The organism is Streptomyces sp. NPDC005423 (assembly GCF_040606415.1).
Lineage (GTDB): Bacteria > Actinomycetota > Actinomycetes > Streptomycetales > Streptomycetaceae > Streptomyces.
Map to the genome: position 1 here is coordinate 61,001 of NZ_JBEXET010000019.1, position 15,600 is coordinate 76,600.

Consider the following 15,600-nt stretch of genomic DNA (forward strand, 5'->3'; position numbering starts at 1 on the left):
GGGTTCACTCGGCGTCCTCCTTCGACGTCTGCCAGCGGTAGCCGCGGGGCGTCACCATGCGCCCGGCGATGGAGCGGGTGGCGGTGTTGCCCACGGTGACGACCGTCATCATGTCGACGGTCGCCGGGTCGAGCGCGGCCAGGGAAGTGAGCCGGCTGGACTCGTCCGGCCGCGACGCGTTGCGTACGACTCCGACCGGCGTCGTCGGTTCGCGGTGCCCGGCGAGGATCGCGAGCGCCTTGGGCAGCTGCCAGTCGCGGCCCCGGCTGCGCGGGTTGTAGAACGTCACCACGAGGTCCGCCTCGGCCGCGGCCCGCACCCGCCGCTCGATGATCTCCCACGGGGTGTGCAGGTCGGAGAGGCTGATCGACACATGGTCGTGGCCGAGCGGCGCGCCGAGGATCGCCCCGGCGGCCAGGGCCGCGGTCACGCCGGGCACACCCACCACGTCGATGTCGTCGGAGGCCTCGGCGAGCGCCGGCGAGGCCATCGCGTACACGCCCGCGTCCCCGCTGCCGATCAGCGCGACCGCCCGCCCCGCGCGCGCCTCCCGCACCGCCGTCCGCGCCCGCTCCTCCTCCGCGCCGAGCCCCGACTCCAGGACCAGCGTGCCCGGCCGCAGCAGGTCGCGGATCTGGTCGACGTACTGGTCGAGGCCGACCAGGACGGCGGCGCGCCGCAGTTCGTCCCTGGCGCGCGGGGTGAGCAGGTCTCGGGCGCCCGGTCCGAGTCCGACGACCGCGAGCCGGCCGCGCGCGGGCCGCCGTACGACGGCGCAGGTCGCCATCGCGGGACGGCCGTCGGCGCGCACGGACTTCCGCTTGGGGACGAGGAGTTCGCCCCCACGGGCCAGGGCGGCGGCCTCCGCGACGGACGGGGTGCCGACGGCGGCGAGCGGCGCGGCGGAGGGGTTCGGCACCTCGACCGCGGCCAACTCCCCGGCGGTGTACGTCACCAGGGGCACCCCGAGCCGCCGGGCCGCCTCGACCAGGCCGGGTTCGCCGGCCTTGGCGTCCACGGTGGCCAGTTCGGCGAGCGACCCGGCGGCGAGACCGGCGTCCCGCAGCGCGTCCGCCACCAGCTCCAGCACCTCTTCGGCGGAGGCCCCCCTGGACGCGCCGACGCCCGCCACCAGCGACGGCGGCCGCAGGACGACCTCGCCCACGGCGGGTGCGACGGCGCGATCGGTGACGCGGATGACGTGGGAGCCACCACCCGCCGACGCCGACGCCGATACCGGAAGGGGCGGCAGCGGCCACGCCGACTCGGCTTCCAGGGAGACCGGTTCGCCGTCCAGCAGGGCCCGGGACACTGCGGCGACATCGCCTTCCACCGGGAAGCCGAGCGTGTCGAGGCCGGGAATCCCCGCCGCGTCCGTGGCCGTGGTCACCACCGGCTCCGCACCCAGCAACTCCCCGACCTCGTAAGCGAGTTGGTTGGCGCCGCCGCCGTGTCCGCCGACCAGGGACACGGCGAACCGGCCGCCCTCGTCGACGCAGACGACACCCGGGTCGGACGTCTTGTCGCCGAGCAGCGGCGCGACCAGCCGGACGACCGCCCCCGTGGCGAGGAAGCAGACGAGCCGCTCGCACTCGGCGAACGCGGTCCGTACGGCGTCCCCGACGGGACCCTCGTACACACGCGTGCGGTCCGGCCAGGCGGCGGCCAGCCGGTCCCGCGCGACCGCGCCCGCCGCGGTGGCGGAGATGAGGCCGATCACTGAGCAACTCCTTCACGAGGGGCCGGGGGCCGGACGCCCCACAGCAGGAAGACGGGATTGGCCGCCGCGAGCCGGGTCACGTCCCCCGGCAGCGGGGTCAGCCGGGACGCCTGAAGCAGCACGCCCTCGACCGCGAACCCGGCGCCGGCGAGCGCCTCGCGCGCCGCGGGCACCCGGTCCAGCGCGGCCATGGCGACGACCACGGTCCGCCGGGCCCGCCGCGCGCACGCCGTGACGACGGCGGGCAGTTCGCGCCCGCCGCCGCCGACGAAGACGGCGTCGGGATCGTCGAGGCCGTCGAGGCCGTCGAGCACGGCCGGCGCGGTCCCGTGCACGGTGTGCACCTCGACCCCGTGCGCGCGGGCGTTGGCACGGATCCGCTCGACACCGTCCCGGGTCTTCTCGACGGCGGTGACGGCGGCGCCGAGCCGGGCGCACTCGACGGCCACGGACCCGGAGCCCGCGCCGACGTCCCAGACCAGCTCACCGCGCCGGGGTCCGAGCCGGGCCAGCGCCAGCGCCCGTACCTCGAACTTGGTGATCATCGAGGAGCGGTGGCTGAACTCCCGTTCCTCCAAGGCCCATCGGTCCGGCCCGGCGGGCGCCCCGGCCACCGTCCGCGGGCCGCCCGGCGCCCGCGACTCGTCGAGACAGAGCACCACGCTGACGGCCGTACCCCAGTCCCGGACGGCCGCCTCGGCGGGGGTGACCCGCTCGACGGACTCCTCGTCCGAGCCGAGCCCCGTGGCCACCACGAGCACCCGGCCCTCCGTCCGGTGCGCGAGCGCCGCCCCCAGCTCGGCGGGACCGGCCCCGGGGCCGGTCAGCACCGCGACCTTCGGATGCGCCCGGCACACGTTGACGGCCGTACGGAGGTCACGCCCGTGCGCGCTCGCCACCACCGCGTCGTCCCAGGGCAGCCCCAGCCGAGCGAAGGCGGCGGCCACCGAGGAGACCCCGGGCCGGACGTCGAGCGCGTCGGCGCCGAACCGCTCGGCCAGCACCCGCACGATCCCGAAGAACCCGGGATCGCCGGAGGCCAGCACGACGACCGGTTCCCCCTTGCGTACATAGGCCTCTACGGTGTCCAGCGCGGGCGCCAGCGCACCGAGGACGACCCGCTCGGCGTCCCCGGGCACCGCGGCGGCGGCCAGATGACGCCGGCCGCCCACCACGAGCCGGGCCCGGCCCAGCGCGTCGTCCGTGACCGGGGCCCCCGGCACCGTGCCTGTTCCGACGACCGTGATCACGTGCCGGCACCCCGCTCGCGCAGGGCCCTGCGGGCCGCCGGGTCGGCCCTGCGATAGCCGTGGAAGTGACCGGGGTGGTAAAGGTGCGAACGGGTCCCGTGGGCGCCGAGGGCCGGTCCGACCAGGAAGAGGGTGTGCTTCCAGAGCTTGTGCTCCTTCACCGTCTCCTCCAGCGTGCCGACCGTGCACCTGACGATCAGCTCCTCCGGCCAGGTCGCCTGGTACGCCACGACGACGGGCGTCTCCGTGGGATAGCCGCCCTCCAGCAGCTCCCGCACCAGCTGCCCGCTGCGCGCCGCCGACAGGAAGATCGCCATGGTCGTGCCGTGGCGCGCGAACTCCCGCACCTCCTCGCCGGGCGGCATCGGCGTCTTGCCTCCGCCGAGCCGGGTCAGGACCACCGACTGCGCGACCTCCGGAATGGTCAACTCCCGCTGCGCCAGGGCGGCGACGGCGGAGAACGCGGAGACTCCCGGCACCACCTCGGTCGCGACGCCCAGCTCCGCGCACCGGTCCAGCTGCTCCTGCGTGCCGCCCCACAGGGCGGGGTCGCCGGAGTGGACGCGCGCCACCCGCAGCCCCTCGGCCCGGGCCCGCTCGTACACCGCGACCACGTCCTCCAGGGACATGGTCGCCGAGTCCAGGATCTCGGCGCCCTCACGCGCGTGGTCGAGCACCTCGGCCTGGACGAGGCTGGCCGCCCAGATCACCACATCGGCCTCGGCGATCGCGCGCGCGGCACGGAAAGTCAGCAGGTCGGCGGCGCCGGGACCGGCACCGACGAAGGTCACCTTGCCGGTGGGGGCATCGGCTGCATCGGCCATGGGGTGGGGTCCTCTCGTACGGAACATCAATGCGAAGGCGGGCGGCGCGGGCCAGGACGTGCGCGACCGGGGGTTGATCGGATAGCAAGGGGGCTATGGCGGTCCTCGTCGCGCTCGGCGCGTTCCTGATGACGCTGGCCGGCGGCTGGACGGCACAGCGGGTGACCGACCGCCGCCATCTCGTCCTGGGCCTGGCCGGCGGCCTGATGCTGGGCGTGGTCGGCCTCGACCTGCTGCCCGAGGCGCTGCGCACGGCGGGCCGCGAGATCTTCGGCGTACCGGCCGCGCTGCTGCTCTTCGTGGCCGGTTTCCTCGTCGCGCACCTGGTGGAGCGCCTGCTCGCCGCGCGCCAGGCCGCGCACGGCGCCGAGGAGCACGACGGGCGGGCCCCCGAGGTGGGTCTGACGGCCGCCGCCGCGATGGTCGGGCACAGCGCCATGGACGGCGTGGCGATCGGCGCGGCGTTCCAGGTGGGCGGCGGCATGGGCACGGCGGTGGCGCTCGCCGTCATCGCCCATGACTTCGCGGACGGCTTCAACACGTACACGATCACCAGCCTGTACGGCAACGCCCGCCGCAAGGCGCTCGCGATGCTGGTCGCCGACGCCGCCGCCCCGGTGGTGGGCGCGGCCTCGACGCTGCTGTTCACCATCCCGGCGCAGCTGCTCGGCGGCTATCTCGGCTTCTTCGGGGGCGTGCTCCTCTATCTGGCCGCCGCCGAGATCCTCCCCGAGGCCCACCATGAGCACCCCGCCCGTTCGACCCTGCTGTGCACGGTCGCGGGGGCCGCGTTCATCTGGCTGGTGGTGGGGCTCGCGGGCTGACGTTCCGCGGCTCACAACTTGCCGCCCCGGCCGCCCTCGCGCCGCGGCGGGGCGATGAGCGTGGACAGGTACGGCAGCGGTTCCCCGTCGAGTTCGGCGGCCGGCCGGATCGACTCCTCGGGCAGTCCGAGCGCCGACCCCCACACCGCGTCATCGAGCCGTCCGGTCTCCCGCAGCGCCTCCGCGACCTCGCGGGCCTGCCGCCCGAACTTGTACGCCACCACCGTGCCCGGCCCGTTCAGGGCGTCCTTGAGGACGGCCGCCCCGGCGGTCACCGGCACCAGCGTGAGCGGTTCGGTCCCCTCGGTGAGGACCGCCCCCGACCGCGCCGCGAGCTCCTGCATGGCGGTGATCCCCGGCACGGTCTCGACGACCGTGCCCGGCGCCGACTCGCCTATGGTGAGCGCGAGGTAGGTGAAGGTGGAGTACACGTTGGGGTCACCGATGGTCGCGAACGCGACGACACCGTGCGCGTCGAGCAGTTCCGCCACCCGGGCCCCGGCCGTGTCCCACGCCGCCTCCCGGCGAGCCCGGTCGGTCCGCTCGTTCAGCGCGAACACCACCCGGACCACCTTCTCCTGCGGCACGTAGTGCAGCACGGTCGCCTCGGCCCGGCCCCGCTCACCGCTGTCCATCACGGGGACGACGACGATGTCGGCCTCCCGCAGAGCGTTGACGCCCTTGACGGTCACCAGCTCGGGATCGCCGGGACCCACCCCGACTCCGATCAGCCTGCTGCTGCTCATGACGTCCGGCACCTCTCCACGAACCGACGGGCCACACCGGGCTCGGCCGCCCAGTGTGTGTGCAGATAACTCGCGTGCACACCTTCTTGTACGAAACCTTCCAGCCGCCGTACGGGCGTCCGCACCCCCCAGGCGGCCACCGCCCCGGCGCCGGGTTCGACGACGGTCCGGTGGAACTCGTGCCCCCGCAGCCGCGTCCCCGCGGCGGCCAGCACACTGTCGCTCACCGCCACCGCGTCCCGGTAGCCCAGAGTGAGCCGCTCGCTCATCCGCGCGCTCGCGTCGAGCACCCCGCACATCGGCAGCCCGTCCAGCTCCCGGCAGAGATAGAGCAGCCCCGCGCACTCGGCGGCCACCGGCGCCCCGCTCTTCACGAGGGCGGAAACCGCCCCGCGCAGCGGCTCGTTGGCGGACAGCTCGGCGGCGTACACCTCGGGGAAGCCGCCGCCGATGACCAACCCGCGCGTCCCGTCCGGCAGTCGCTCGTCCCGGAGCGGATCGAAGACGACGACCTCGGCCCCGGCGGCGGTGAGCAGTTCGGCGTGCTCGGCGTAGGAGAAGGTGAAGGCGGAGCCGCCGGCGACGGCGACCCGGACCCGTGCGCCGGGCCCGGCGGCCCCGGTGCCGAGGACCTCGTCCGCGTCCCAGGCCGCGCAGGGCAGCGCCCCGGCTCCCCGCGCCAGCGCCAGCAGCTCGTCGAGAGCGCAGCCGGCCTCGACCTGTGCGGCCATCGCCGCCACCGCCTCCACCGCCGCGGCCCGCCGCTCGGCGACCGGCACCAGTCCCAGGTGCCGGGAGGGCGTCTCCACCTGCGGCGCCCGCCGCAGCACCCCCAGCACCGGCACCCCCGCGGCGTCCAGCGCCTCCCGCAGCAGCGCCTCGTGCCGGTCCGACGCCACCTTGTTGAGGATCACGCCGCCGATCCGGACCTCGGGGTCCCAGGACGCGAAGCCGTGCACCAGCGCGGCGACCGACCGGGACTGCGAGGAGGCGTCGACCACCAGCACGACGGGCGCCCGCAGCACCTTCGCGACCTGCGCGGTGGACGCCAACTCCCCTTCGCCCGCGGCCCCGTCGTACATCCCCATCACGCCCTCGACGACGGCGAGGCCGCAGCCGCGCGCACCGTGCGCGAAGAGCGGACCGAGCAACTCCGGCCCGCACAGGTACGCGTCGAGGTTCCGCCCCACCCGGCCGGTGGCGAGCGCGTGGTAGCCGGGGTCGATGTAGTCCGGCCCGACCTTGTGCGGCGATACGGCGAGCCCCCGCGCGGTGAACGCGGCCATCAGCCCGGTGGCGACGGTGGTCTTGCCGCTGCCCGAGGAGGGCGCGGCGATGACCAGCCGGGGCACGGAGACGGAGGAGACAGAGGGGACGGAGGAGGGGGAGGAGAGGGGAGAGGCGGAGGAGACGGGAGAGGCGGGGGAGGTCACGGGGTCACCACTCGATGCCCCTCTGGCCCTTCTGGCCGGTGTCCATCGGATGCTTGACCTTGGACATGTCGGTCACCAGGTCGGCGAAGTCGACGAGCGGGCCGGGGGCGTTCCGGCCGGTGATCACGACGTGTTGGGTCCCGGGCCGGTCCCGCAGCACCCGGACGACCTCCTCGACGTCGATCCAGCCCCAGTGCAGCGGATAGGCGAACTCGTCGAGCACGTACAGCCTGTACGTCTCCGCGGCGAGGTCACGCCGGACCTGCTCCCAGCCCTCGCGCGCCTTCTCCTCGTTGTCCATCTGGGAGTCGCGCTGGACCCACGACCACCCCTCGCCCATCTTGTGCCAGTCGACGGTGCCGCCCTCGCCGGAGGCGCCCAGCACCCGCAGCGCGTTCTCCTCGCCGACCTTCCACTTCGCCGACTTGACGAACTGGAACACCCCGATCGGCCAGCCCTGGTTCCAGGCGCGCAGCGCCAGCCCGAAGGCGGCGGTCGACTTGCCCTTGCCGACGCCCGTGTGCACGACGACGAGCGGCCGGTTACGTCGCTGACGGGTCGTCAGGCCGTCGTCCGGTACGACACTCGGCTGTCCCTGCGGCACTACGCGGCCCTCCCGTGGTTCCCGTGGTTCCCGTACTTGCCGTTGGTTCCCTGGACTTCCCTGACCAGCCCGGCGATCGAGTCGGCCCGCAACTCGTCCAGCGTCACGGCCGTGCCCTCCAGCTCGGCCGCCAACTGCCCGGCCAAGCCCAGCCGTACGGGCCCCGACTCGCAGTCCACGACCACTGACGCGACCGAGTCGGCGGCGAACAGCCGCGCCGCCCGCCCGGCGAGCGCGACCGGCTCGGGGCCGCCGGTGGCGCGCCCGTCGGTCACCACGACGACCAGCGCCCGCCGCGCCGGATCGCGCAGCCGCTCCACCCGCAGCACGTCGCGGGCCTTGAGCAGCCCGGCCGCCAGCGGAGTCCGCCCGCCGGTCGGCAGCGACTCCAGGCGTACGGCGGCGGCGTCCACGGACGAGGTCGGCGGCAGCGCCACCTCGGCGGCCGAACCCCGGAAGGTCACCAGCCCCACCTTGTCCCGCCGCTGATAGGCGTCGAGGAGCAGCGACAGCACGGCACCCTTCACCGCGCCCATCCGCTGCCGGGCCGCCATCGACCCCGAGGCGTCCACCACGAACAGCACGAGGTTGCCCTCCCGCCCCTCCCGGGTGGCCTGCCGCAGATCGTCCCGGCGCACCACCAGCCCGCGTCCGGACCGGCCGCGCGCCAGCTGGTGCGGGGCAGCCGCCTGCACGGTCGCCGCCAGGTGCAGCTTGGTGAGCGCCCCCCGGGGCCGCCGGGCCCCGGTGGTCCGCCCGTGTTCGGTCCGCGCGCGTGAGCGCCGTCCGGCGGCGCCCTCGCCGATGCCCGGCACGCTCAGCATCTTGGTACGGAAGGGTTCGGCGGCCCGTACGGGCTGCTGCTCACCGGAGCCGGAAGGCTGCGGCGCCCCGCCCTCCCCCTCTTCGGGCCGCGCGCCGGTGTCCCCGTCCCGCGGTCCGTCGGAGTCCGGCTCGGGCGGCTGCTGACCGCCGCCCCCACCGCCGTCGGGGCCGTCGGGGCCGTCCGGCTCCGGCCCGTCGTCCGCCGGCTCCGCGAACTCCTCCAGCGTCTCGTCGAGCTTGTTCTCGTCGAGTCCCGGCGCGTCGAAGGGATTGCGCCGCCTGCGGTGCGGCAGCGCGAGCAGCGCCGCCTGCCGTACGTCCTCGGCCAGTACGTCGGTCCGTCCGGCCCACGCGGCCAGCGCGGTCGCCGTCCGTGCCATCACGATGTCGGCGCGCATCCCGTCCACCTCGAAGGCGGCACAGGTCGCCGCGATCTGCCGCAGCGCCCCGTCGCCCAGGCGCACCGACGGCAGCAGCGTACGGGCGGCGGTGATCCGGGCCCGTACGGCGGACTCCTCGTCCGCCCAGCGGGTGGCGAAACCCTCCGGATCGTCGTCGTAGGCGAGCCGGCGCCTCACCACCTCGACCCGCTGGTCGGGCTCGCGCGAGGCGGCGACCTCGACGGTGAGCCCGAACCGGTCGAGCAACTGCGGCCGCAGTTCGCCCTCTTCGGGGTTCATGGTGCCGACGAGCAGGAACTTCGCCGCGTGCCGCACGGAGACGCCCTCGCGTTCCACATACGACGCGCCCATTGCCGCCGCGTCCAGCAGCAGGTCGACCAGGTGGTCGTGGAGGAGGTTGACCTCGTCGACGTAGAGGATGCCCCGGTGCGCGTCGGCCAGCAGCCCCGGCTCGAACGCTTTCACACCCTCGGCGAGGGCCCGCTCGATGTCGAGCGCGCCGACCAGCCGGTCCTCGGAGGCGCCGACCGGCAACTCGACCATACGGGCCGGGCGTCGTGCTCCCGGCCCCTGCTCGTGCGGGCCGTCCGGGCACGCCGGGTCGGGCGCCGCGGGGTCGCAGGAGAAGCGGCACCCGGGCACGACGGGGACCTCCGGCAGCAGCGCGGAGAGGGCCCGTACGGCGGTGCTCTTCGCCGTGCCCTTCTCGCCCCGCACCAGCACCCCGCCGACCGCCGGCGACACGGCGTTCAGCAGCAGCGCGAGCCGCAGATCGTCCTGGCCGACAAGGGCCGTGAACGGAAAGGGAGTTGTCACTGGTCGTCGCCCTCCAGGTCGCCTTCGAGCTCCAGATAGGTGGCCCGCAGCCGGTCCAGCGTCTCCGCGTCCGGCTCCGCCCACAGTCCGCGGTCGGCGGCTTCGAGCAGCCGCTCGGTGATGCCGCGCAGCGCCCACGGGTTGGACTTCTTCATGAAGTCCTGGTTCTCGGCGTCGAAGACGTACTCGGCCGAGAGCTTCTCGTACATCCAGTCGTCCACCACCCCGGCCGTCGCGTCGTAGCCGAAGAGGTAGTCGACCGTCGCCGCCATCTCGAAGGCGCCCTTGTAGCCGTGCCGCCGCATGGCCGCCATCCAGCGCGGGTTGACGACCCGCGCGCGGAAGACGCGGTGGGTCTCCTCGCCCAGCGTGCGGGTCTTCACCTGGTCCGGCGTCGCGGAGTCGCCCACGTACGCCTCCGGTGAACTCCCCGTCAGGTGCCGCACCATGGCGACCATGCCGCCGTGGTACTGGAAGTAGTCGTCGGCGTCGACGAGATCGTGCTCGCGGGTGTCGACGTTCTTGGCCGCCACCGCGATCCGCCGGAACGCCGTCTCCATGTCCCCGCGCGCCGGCCGCCCCTCCAGCCCGCGCCCGTAGGCGTACCCGCCCCAGACGGCGTAGACCTCGGCGAGGTCGGCGTCCGAACGCCAGTTGCGCGCGTCGATCAGCGGCAGCAGACCCGCGCCGTACGCCCCCGGCTTGGAGCCGAAGACCCGGGCCGTCGCGCGCCGCCGGTCACCGTGCTCGGCAGTGTCCTCGTCGGCGTGCGCCCGCACGTAGTTGGACTCGGGGGGCTCGGCCAGCTCCGCCACCGCCCGCACCGCGTCGTCGATCAACCCGATGACGTGCGGGAAGGCGTCCCGGAAGAAGCCGGAGATCCGCACCGTCACGTCGATGCGCGGCCGGCCCAGCTCCGTCACGGGCACGATCTCGAAGCCGGTCACCCGGCGCGAGGCGTCGTCCCAGACGGGGCGGCAGCCCAGCAGCGCGAGGATCTCGGCGATGTCGTCGCCCTGGGTGCGCATCGCGGACGTGCCCCACACGGTGAGGCCGACGGACTTGGGGTACTCGCCGGTGTCCTGGAGATACCGCTGCACCAGCGACTCCGCGAGGGCCTGCCCGACCTCCCAACTCAGCCTGGACGGGATGGCCTTGGGGTCGACCGAGTAGAAGTTGCGGCCGGTGGGCAGCACGTTGACCAGGCCGCGGGTGGGGGAGCCCGACGGACCTGCCGGGACGTAACCGCCGTCCAGGGCCTTCAGGATGTGGCCGATCTCGTCCGTCGTACGGGCCAGCCGCGGCACCACCTCGTCGGCGGCGAACTCCAACACCGCCACGGCGTCCGGGAGTTCGGTGCCGAGCACGTCCCGCACCAGGGCCGGGACGGCCGCGCTCCGCCACGCCCGTTCCTCCATGCCCTCCGCGAGCCGGCGACACAGCTGCTCCAGCAGGTCGACGGCGTCGGCAGCCGACCGGGCCGGCCCCTCGACCAGGCCGGTCAGTTCGGCCGGCACCTTCACCGGCGCGCCCGGCTCGGCCAGCAACTCCTTCTCGGCCAGGCCGAAGTGGCGGGCCAGCGAGGCCCGCAGACCCGGCAGAGCGTTCGCCTGCCCGCCCCACACCTGCGAGGCGCGCAACACCGCGAGCACCAGGTTGACACGCGGCTCACCGACCGGTCCGCCGCCGAGGATGTGCAGCCCGTCGCGGATCTGCACGTCCTTGATCTCGCACAGGTAGCCGTCGATGTGCATCACGAACTCGTCGAACGCCGCGTCGTCCGGCTGGTCGTCCACATGCAGGTCGTGGTGGAGTTCGGCCGCCTTCACCAGCGTCCAGATCTGCGCCCGGACGGCCGGGGTCTTCGTCGGGTCCAGGTCGGAGACGAGCGCGTACTCGTCGAGGAGCTGCTCCAGCTTGGCCAGGTCGCCGTAGGTGTCGGCGCGGGCCATCGGCGGCACGAGGTGGTCGACGACCGTGGCGTGCCCGCGCCGCTTGGCCTGGGTGCCCTCCCCGGGGTCGTTGACGATGAACGGGTAGATCAGCGGGAGTTCACCGAGCACGGCGTCGGGCGCGCAGCCGCCGCTCAGCCCGAGCCCCTTGCCGGGCAGCCACTCCATCGTGCCGTGCTTGCCCATGTGGACGATCGCGTCGGCGCCGAAGCCGCCCTCGGCGGGCGCGGCCTCCAGCCAGCGGTAGGCGGCCATGTAGTGGTGCGACGGCGGCATGTCGGGGTCGTGGTAGATCGCGATCGGGTTCTCGCCGAAGCCGCGCGGCGGCTGGATCATCACCACGACGTTCCCGAACCGCAAGGAGGCGAGCACGATGTCGTCGCCGTCGACGTAGAGCGCGCCCGGCGGCTCGCCCCACATTGCCAGCATGCGGTCCCGCAGCGCCGGGTCGAGCCGGTCGAACCAGGTCCGGTAGTCGGCGAGCGGCACCCGCGCGGGCGCGGCGGCCAGCTGCTCCTCGGTGAGCCACTCCACGTCGTGGCCACCGGCGTGGATGAGCCGGTGGATCAACTCGTCGCCGTTGTCGGGGTGTCCCTCGACCGCGTACCCGGCGTCCCGCAGCGCGTCCAGTACCCGCACCGCCGAGGCGGGTGTGTCGAGGCCGACCGCGTTGCCGACCCGGGAGTGCTTGGTCGGGTAGGCGGTGAAGACCAGCGCGAGCTTCTTCTCCGCGTTCGGCTTGTACCTCAACTCCGCGTGCCGTACGGCGATTCCGGCGACCCGGGCGGCCCGCTCGGGGTCGGCGACATAGACCGGGACATCGTCGGGGCCCTGCTCCTTGAAGGAGAACGGCACCGTCACGATCCGGCCGTCGAACTCCGGGATCGCCACCTGCATCGCCGCGTCCATGGGGGAGAGCGCCGCGTCGGACGCCTCCCAGGCACTCTTCGAGGAGGTGAGGCAGAGCCCTTGCAGCACCGGCACGTCGAGGTCGGCGAGGGTGCCGACGTCCCACGCCTCCTCGTCGCCGCCGGCCGAGGCCTTCGACGCGTGGGTGCCACCGGCGGCCAGGACGGTCGCCACCAGCGTGTCCGCCCCGGCGAGGATCTCGTACAGCCCGGCGTCCGCGTCGCGCAGCGAACCGCAGTACACGGCGAGGGCGTTGGCCCCGCGCGCCTCGATCGCGTCGCAGAGCGTGTCCACGAAGGCGGTGTTGCCGCTGAGGTGGTGCGCCCGGTAGAAGAGGACGCCGACGGTCGGCCGGCCCTCGACGCGGGCCCGCTCCCCGTGGACGCCGAACTCGGGCATCTCACGCGGCTCGACGAACCCCTCGCCGGTGAGCAGCACGGTGTCGGAAAGGAACCGCGCCAGCTCCACGAGGTTGCCGGGGCCGCCCTCGACGAGATACCGCAGCGCCTCCGCCACGACTCCGGCGGGCACGGACGACTCGGCCATCAACTCGGCGTCGGGCACGGCCTCCCCGCCGAGCAGCACGGTCGGGATGCCGGACGCCTTCAGGAAGGCCAGCCCGTCCTCCCAGGCGCGCTTGCCGCCGAGCAGCCGTACGACGGCGATGTCCGCGCCCGCGACGAGGGCGGGCAGCTCCTCCGTGACGTCCACCCGGGACGGGTTGCCGATCCGGTAGCCGGCGCCGGAGGCCCGGGCCGCCAGCAGGTCCGTGTCGGCGGTCGACAACAACAACACTGTGCTCATGCGGGCGCTCCCGGTGGAATGAAAGGCAGTCCTGGTGGCGTGCCGGACTCGATGAGCCGCCACAACGCGTCCGTGTCCGCGTGCTGTTCGACGAGATCGCCGAGCCGGTCGAGCTGCTCCTCGCGCAGCCCGGCGAAGGAGGTGTCGGCGGCGGGCACGAACCGGCGGCCCGCGGCGGCCGCCACCTCGCGCAGGAACGCCCGCCGGAAACCGTCCGACTCCAGCGAGCCGTGCCAGTGGGTGCCCCAGGTCCGGCCGACCCGGCAGCCGTCCAGAGCCCGTCCCTCGGCATCGGTGAACACGCTCTCCCCGCCCATGACTTCGGCGACACCGTGATGGATCTCGTACCCCTCGACGTGCTCGCCGAGAGCCTCGCCGGCCGGCCGGGTCAGCGTCTTCTCGCGGGCGAACCGCACCCGCACGGGCAGCACCCCGAGCCCCGCCACCGGACCCCGCCGGCTCTCCACCTCGTCGTCGATGTGCTCGCCGAGGATCTGGAAGCCGCCGCAGACACCGAGCACGGGACGCCCCTCGGCGGCCCTGCGGACCAGCGCGTCCGCGAGTCCCCGCTCACGCAGCCACTCCAGCGCGCGGACCGTGCCGCGGGTGCCGGGGATCACGACGAGGTCGGCGTCGGCCAGCTCCTCGGGCCGGTCCACGAACCGCACCACGACGCCCGGTTCGGCGGCCAGCGCGTCCACGTCGGTGAAGTTGGACATCAGGGGGATCGCGCAGACGGCGACCCGCAGCACGTCCTCACCGACGGGCGGCGCGGTGCTCGACGCGCGCACGGTGCCGCGCGGCGAGAGGCCCATCCCGTCCTCCTCGTCGATCCCGAGGCCGTGCCGGTAGGGCAGGACACCGTACGTACGGCGGCCGGTGAGGCCCTTCAGCATGTCCAGGCCCGGTTCGAGGAGGGAGACGTCGCCGCGGAACTTGTTGACGAGGAACCCGGCGACGAACTCCTGGTCCTCCGGGCTCAGCAGCGCGAGGGTCCCGAAGAAGGAGGCGAAGACGCCCCCGCGGTCGATGTCGCCCACCACGAGCACCGGCAGCCGCGCGTTGCGGGCGATCCCCATGTTGACGATGTCGGTCCGCCGCAGATTGATCTCGGCGGGACTGCCGGCCCCCTCACAGATCACCGCGTCATACGTGCCCCGCAACTCGGCCAGACAGTCCAGCACGGTGCCGAGCAGCGCCTCCTGCCGTCCGCCGTGATAGCCGCGGGCGGTCATCTCCCCCACCGGCCGGCCCATGAGCACGACCTGACTGCTCCGGTCGCCGCCGGGCTTCAGCAGTACGGGGTTCATCAGCGCGGTCGGCTCGATCCGGCACGCTTGTGCCTGCATGGCCTGAGCCCGGCCGATCTCGGCGCCCTCACGGGTGACGAACGAGTTGAGGGACATGTTCTGCGCCTTGAACGGCGCGACCCGCACGCCCTGCCGCACCAGCCACCGGCAGATCCCGGCGGTGACGACGCTCTTGCCGGCGTCCGAGGTGGTGCCGGCGACCAGCAGTCCGCCGCTCATGCCCTGCCTCCCTTCACGAGGTACCGGCCGGCGACCGCGACGCCCAGCGCCAGCAGCCCGACGCGCCGGGAGAGCCGTACCGCCCGTTCGATGTCGGACACGTCCACCGCGCGGCCGGAGCCGTTCAGTTCGGGCCGGTGCTCGACCCGGCCCCCGTAGGAGAGCGTGCCGCCCAGCCGGACGCCGAGGGCGCCCGCGAACGAGGCCTCCACGGGACCGGCGTTGGGGCTCGGGTGGTGCACGGCGTCGCTCCGCCAGGCGCGCACGGCACCCCGCGGGTCGTCGCCGGCGGCCGCCGCGAGGACGGCGGTGAGCCGGGCGCCCGGCCAGCCGGCCAGATCGTCGAGGCGGGCGGCGGCCCAGCCGTACCGCCGGTACCTGGGCGACCGGTGGCCGACCATGGCGTCGAGTGTGTTCACCGCCCGGAACCCGACGAGCCCGGGCACTCCGCCGAGCGCTCCCCAGACCAGGGCGCCCACGACGGCGTCGGAGGTGTTCTCGGCGACGGACTCGACGACGGCCCGGGCGATCCCGTCGGCGTCGAGCGCCTGCGGGTCCCGGCCGCACAGGTGCGGCAGCCGCTCACGGGCGCCCTCGACGTCCCCGTCCGCCAGGGCGCGCCCGATGGTGCGGGCCTCGCGCGCGAGCGAGGTGCCGCCGACGACGGCCCAGGTGGCGGCGGCGGTGAGGGCGACGGAGGCGGCACGAGAGGGGCGTACGCAGCGCACGGCACCGGCCGCGAGGGCGACGGCGCCGCCCGCGCAGACGCCGGTGTGCAGCGCTCCCCACCCGCGGTGGTCTCGCCACAGCACCCGTTCCACGGCGCCCGCGGCCCGCCCGAACGCGGCCACCGGATGGCCGCGGCGCGGATCGCCGAGCAGGTGGTCGCCGAGAAGGCCGGCGGCGGCGCCGTACGCGAAGACGCGATCGGCACGCACCGGGCTCAGCCGGTCGCCGGGCCGG

The 15,600-nt window shown here is 74.5% G+C and carries 11 protein-coding genes; 1 reads left to right on the plus strand and 10 read right to left on the minus strand.

What is annotated here, in order from left to right:
• Positions 1-4: 4 nt before the first annotated feature.
• Genes cobJ through cobM form a run of 3 tightly spaced genes read right to left on the minus strand, consistent with a single transcriptional unit; the run spans position 5 to position 3,794 of the window.
• Positions 5-1,720 carry a precorrin-3B C(17)-methyltransferase gene (gene cobJ / locus ABZT12_RS21005; protein ID WP_356386454.1) on the minus strand — a complete coding sequence of 572 codons (1,716 nt, stop codon included), beginning with the start codon at positions 1,718-1,720 and terminating at the stop codon, positions 5-7.
• Entirely contained in the window at positions 1,717-2,970 is a 1,254-nt protein-coding gene (gene cbiE, locus ABZT12_RS21010) for a precorrin-6y C5,15-methyltransferase (decarboxylating) subunit CbiE (RefSeq protein ID WP_356386457.1), read from the minus strand. Before cbiE ends, cobJ begins: the two co-directional genes overlap by 4 nt.
• Positions 2,967-3,794 (minus strand): precorrin-4 C(11)-methyltransferase, encoded by an 828-nt coding sequence (gene cobM / locus ABZT12_RS21015; RefSeq protein ID WP_356386460.1) that lies wholly within the window; start codon positions 3,792-3,794, stop codon positions 2,967-2,969. Before cobM ends, cbiE begins: the two co-directional genes overlap by 4 nt.
• A 95-nt stretch (positions 3,795-3,889) precedes the next feature.
• Between cobM and ABZT12_RS21020 the strand changes: the two genes are divergently transcribed.
• Positions 3,890-4,618, plus strand: a complete 729-nt coding sequence (locus tag ABZT12_RS21020; RefSeq protein ID WP_356386462.1) for a ZIP family metal transporter — start codon at positions 3,890-3,892, stop codon at positions 4,616-4,618.
• 11 nt (positions 4,619-4,629) lie between these two features.
• Here the strand turns inward: ABZT12_RS21020 and cobI are convergent, their stop codons facing one another.
• The 7 genes from cobI to ABZT12_RS21055 form a co-directional block, all read right to left on the minus strand.
• Positions 4,630-5,376 carry a precorrin-2 C(20)-methyltransferase gene (gene cobI / locus ABZT12_RS21025; RefSeq protein WP_356386465.1) on the minus strand — a complete coding sequence of 249 codons (747 nt, stop codon included), beginning with the start codon at positions 5,374-5,376 and terminating at the stop codon, positions 4,630-4,632.
• Positions 5,361-6,716, minus strand: a complete 1,356-nt coding sequence (locus ABZT12_RS21030; protein WP_356386669.1) for a cobyrinate a,c-diamide synthase — start codon at positions 6,714-6,716, stop codon at positions 5,361-5,363. The genes cobI and ABZT12_RS21030 overlap by 16 nt, the downstream gene beginning before the upstream one ends.
• Positions 6,717-6,801: 85 nt before the next feature.
• Positions 6,802-7,401: a cob(I)yrinic acid a,c-diamide adenosyltransferase gene (gene cobO, locus ABZT12_RS21035; protein WP_356386468.1), complete on the minus strand. Its 600-nt coding sequence runs from the start codon at positions 7,399-7,401 to the stop codon at positions 6,802-6,804.
• On the minus strand, positions 7,401-9,443 hold the full coding sequence (locus ABZT12_RS21040) for a putative cobaltochelatase (RefSeq protein ID WP_356386471.1): 2,043 nt from the start codon (positions 9,441-9,443) through the stop codon (positions 7,401-7,403). Before ABZT12_RS21040 ends, cobO begins: the two co-directional genes overlap by 1 nt.
• Entirely contained in the window at positions 9,440-13,108 is a 3,669-nt protein-coding gene (gene cobN / locus ABZT12_RS21045; RefSeq protein ID WP_356386474.1) for a cobaltochelatase subunit CobN, read from the minus strand. Before cobN ends, ABZT12_RS21040 begins: the two co-directional genes overlap by 4 nt.
• A complete protein-coding gene (locus tag ABZT12_RS21050; RefSeq protein WP_356386477.1) occupies positions 13,105-14,637 on the minus strand; it encodes a cobyric acid synthase in 1,533 nt (510 codons plus the stop codon). The genes cobN and ABZT12_RS21050 overlap by 4 nt, the downstream gene beginning before the upstream one ends.
• Positions 14,634-15,575: a cobalamin biosynthesis protein gene (locus tag ABZT12_RS21055; RefSeq protein WP_356386480.1), complete on the minus strand. Its 942-nt coding sequence runs from the start codon at positions 15,573-15,575 to the stop codon at positions 14,634-14,636. The genes ABZT12_RS21050 and ABZT12_RS21055 overlap by 4 nt, the downstream gene beginning before the upstream one ends.
• Between the last annotated feature and the right edge of the window lie 25 nt (positions 15,576-15,600).

What these genes read in the sequence shown, in the direction of transcription:
- cobM (WP_356386460.1), bottom strand. Translation starts at nt 3,794, where the DNA reads ATGGCCGATGCAGCCGATGCCCCCACCGGCAAGGTGACCTTCGTCGGT.
- ABZT12_RS21020 (WP_356386462.1), top strand. Translation starts at nt 3,890, where the DNA reads ATGGCGGTCCTCGTCGCGCTCGGCGCGTTCCTGATGACGCTGGCCGGC.
- cobN (WP_356386474.1), bottom strand. Translation starts at nt 13,108, where the DNA reads ATGAGCACAGTGTTGTTGTTGTCGACCGCCGACACGGACCTGCTGGCG.
- ABZT12_RS21050 (WP_356386477.1), bottom strand. Translation starts at nt 14,637, where the DNA reads ATGAGCGGCGGACTGCTGGTCGCCGGCACCACCTCGGACGCCGGCAAG.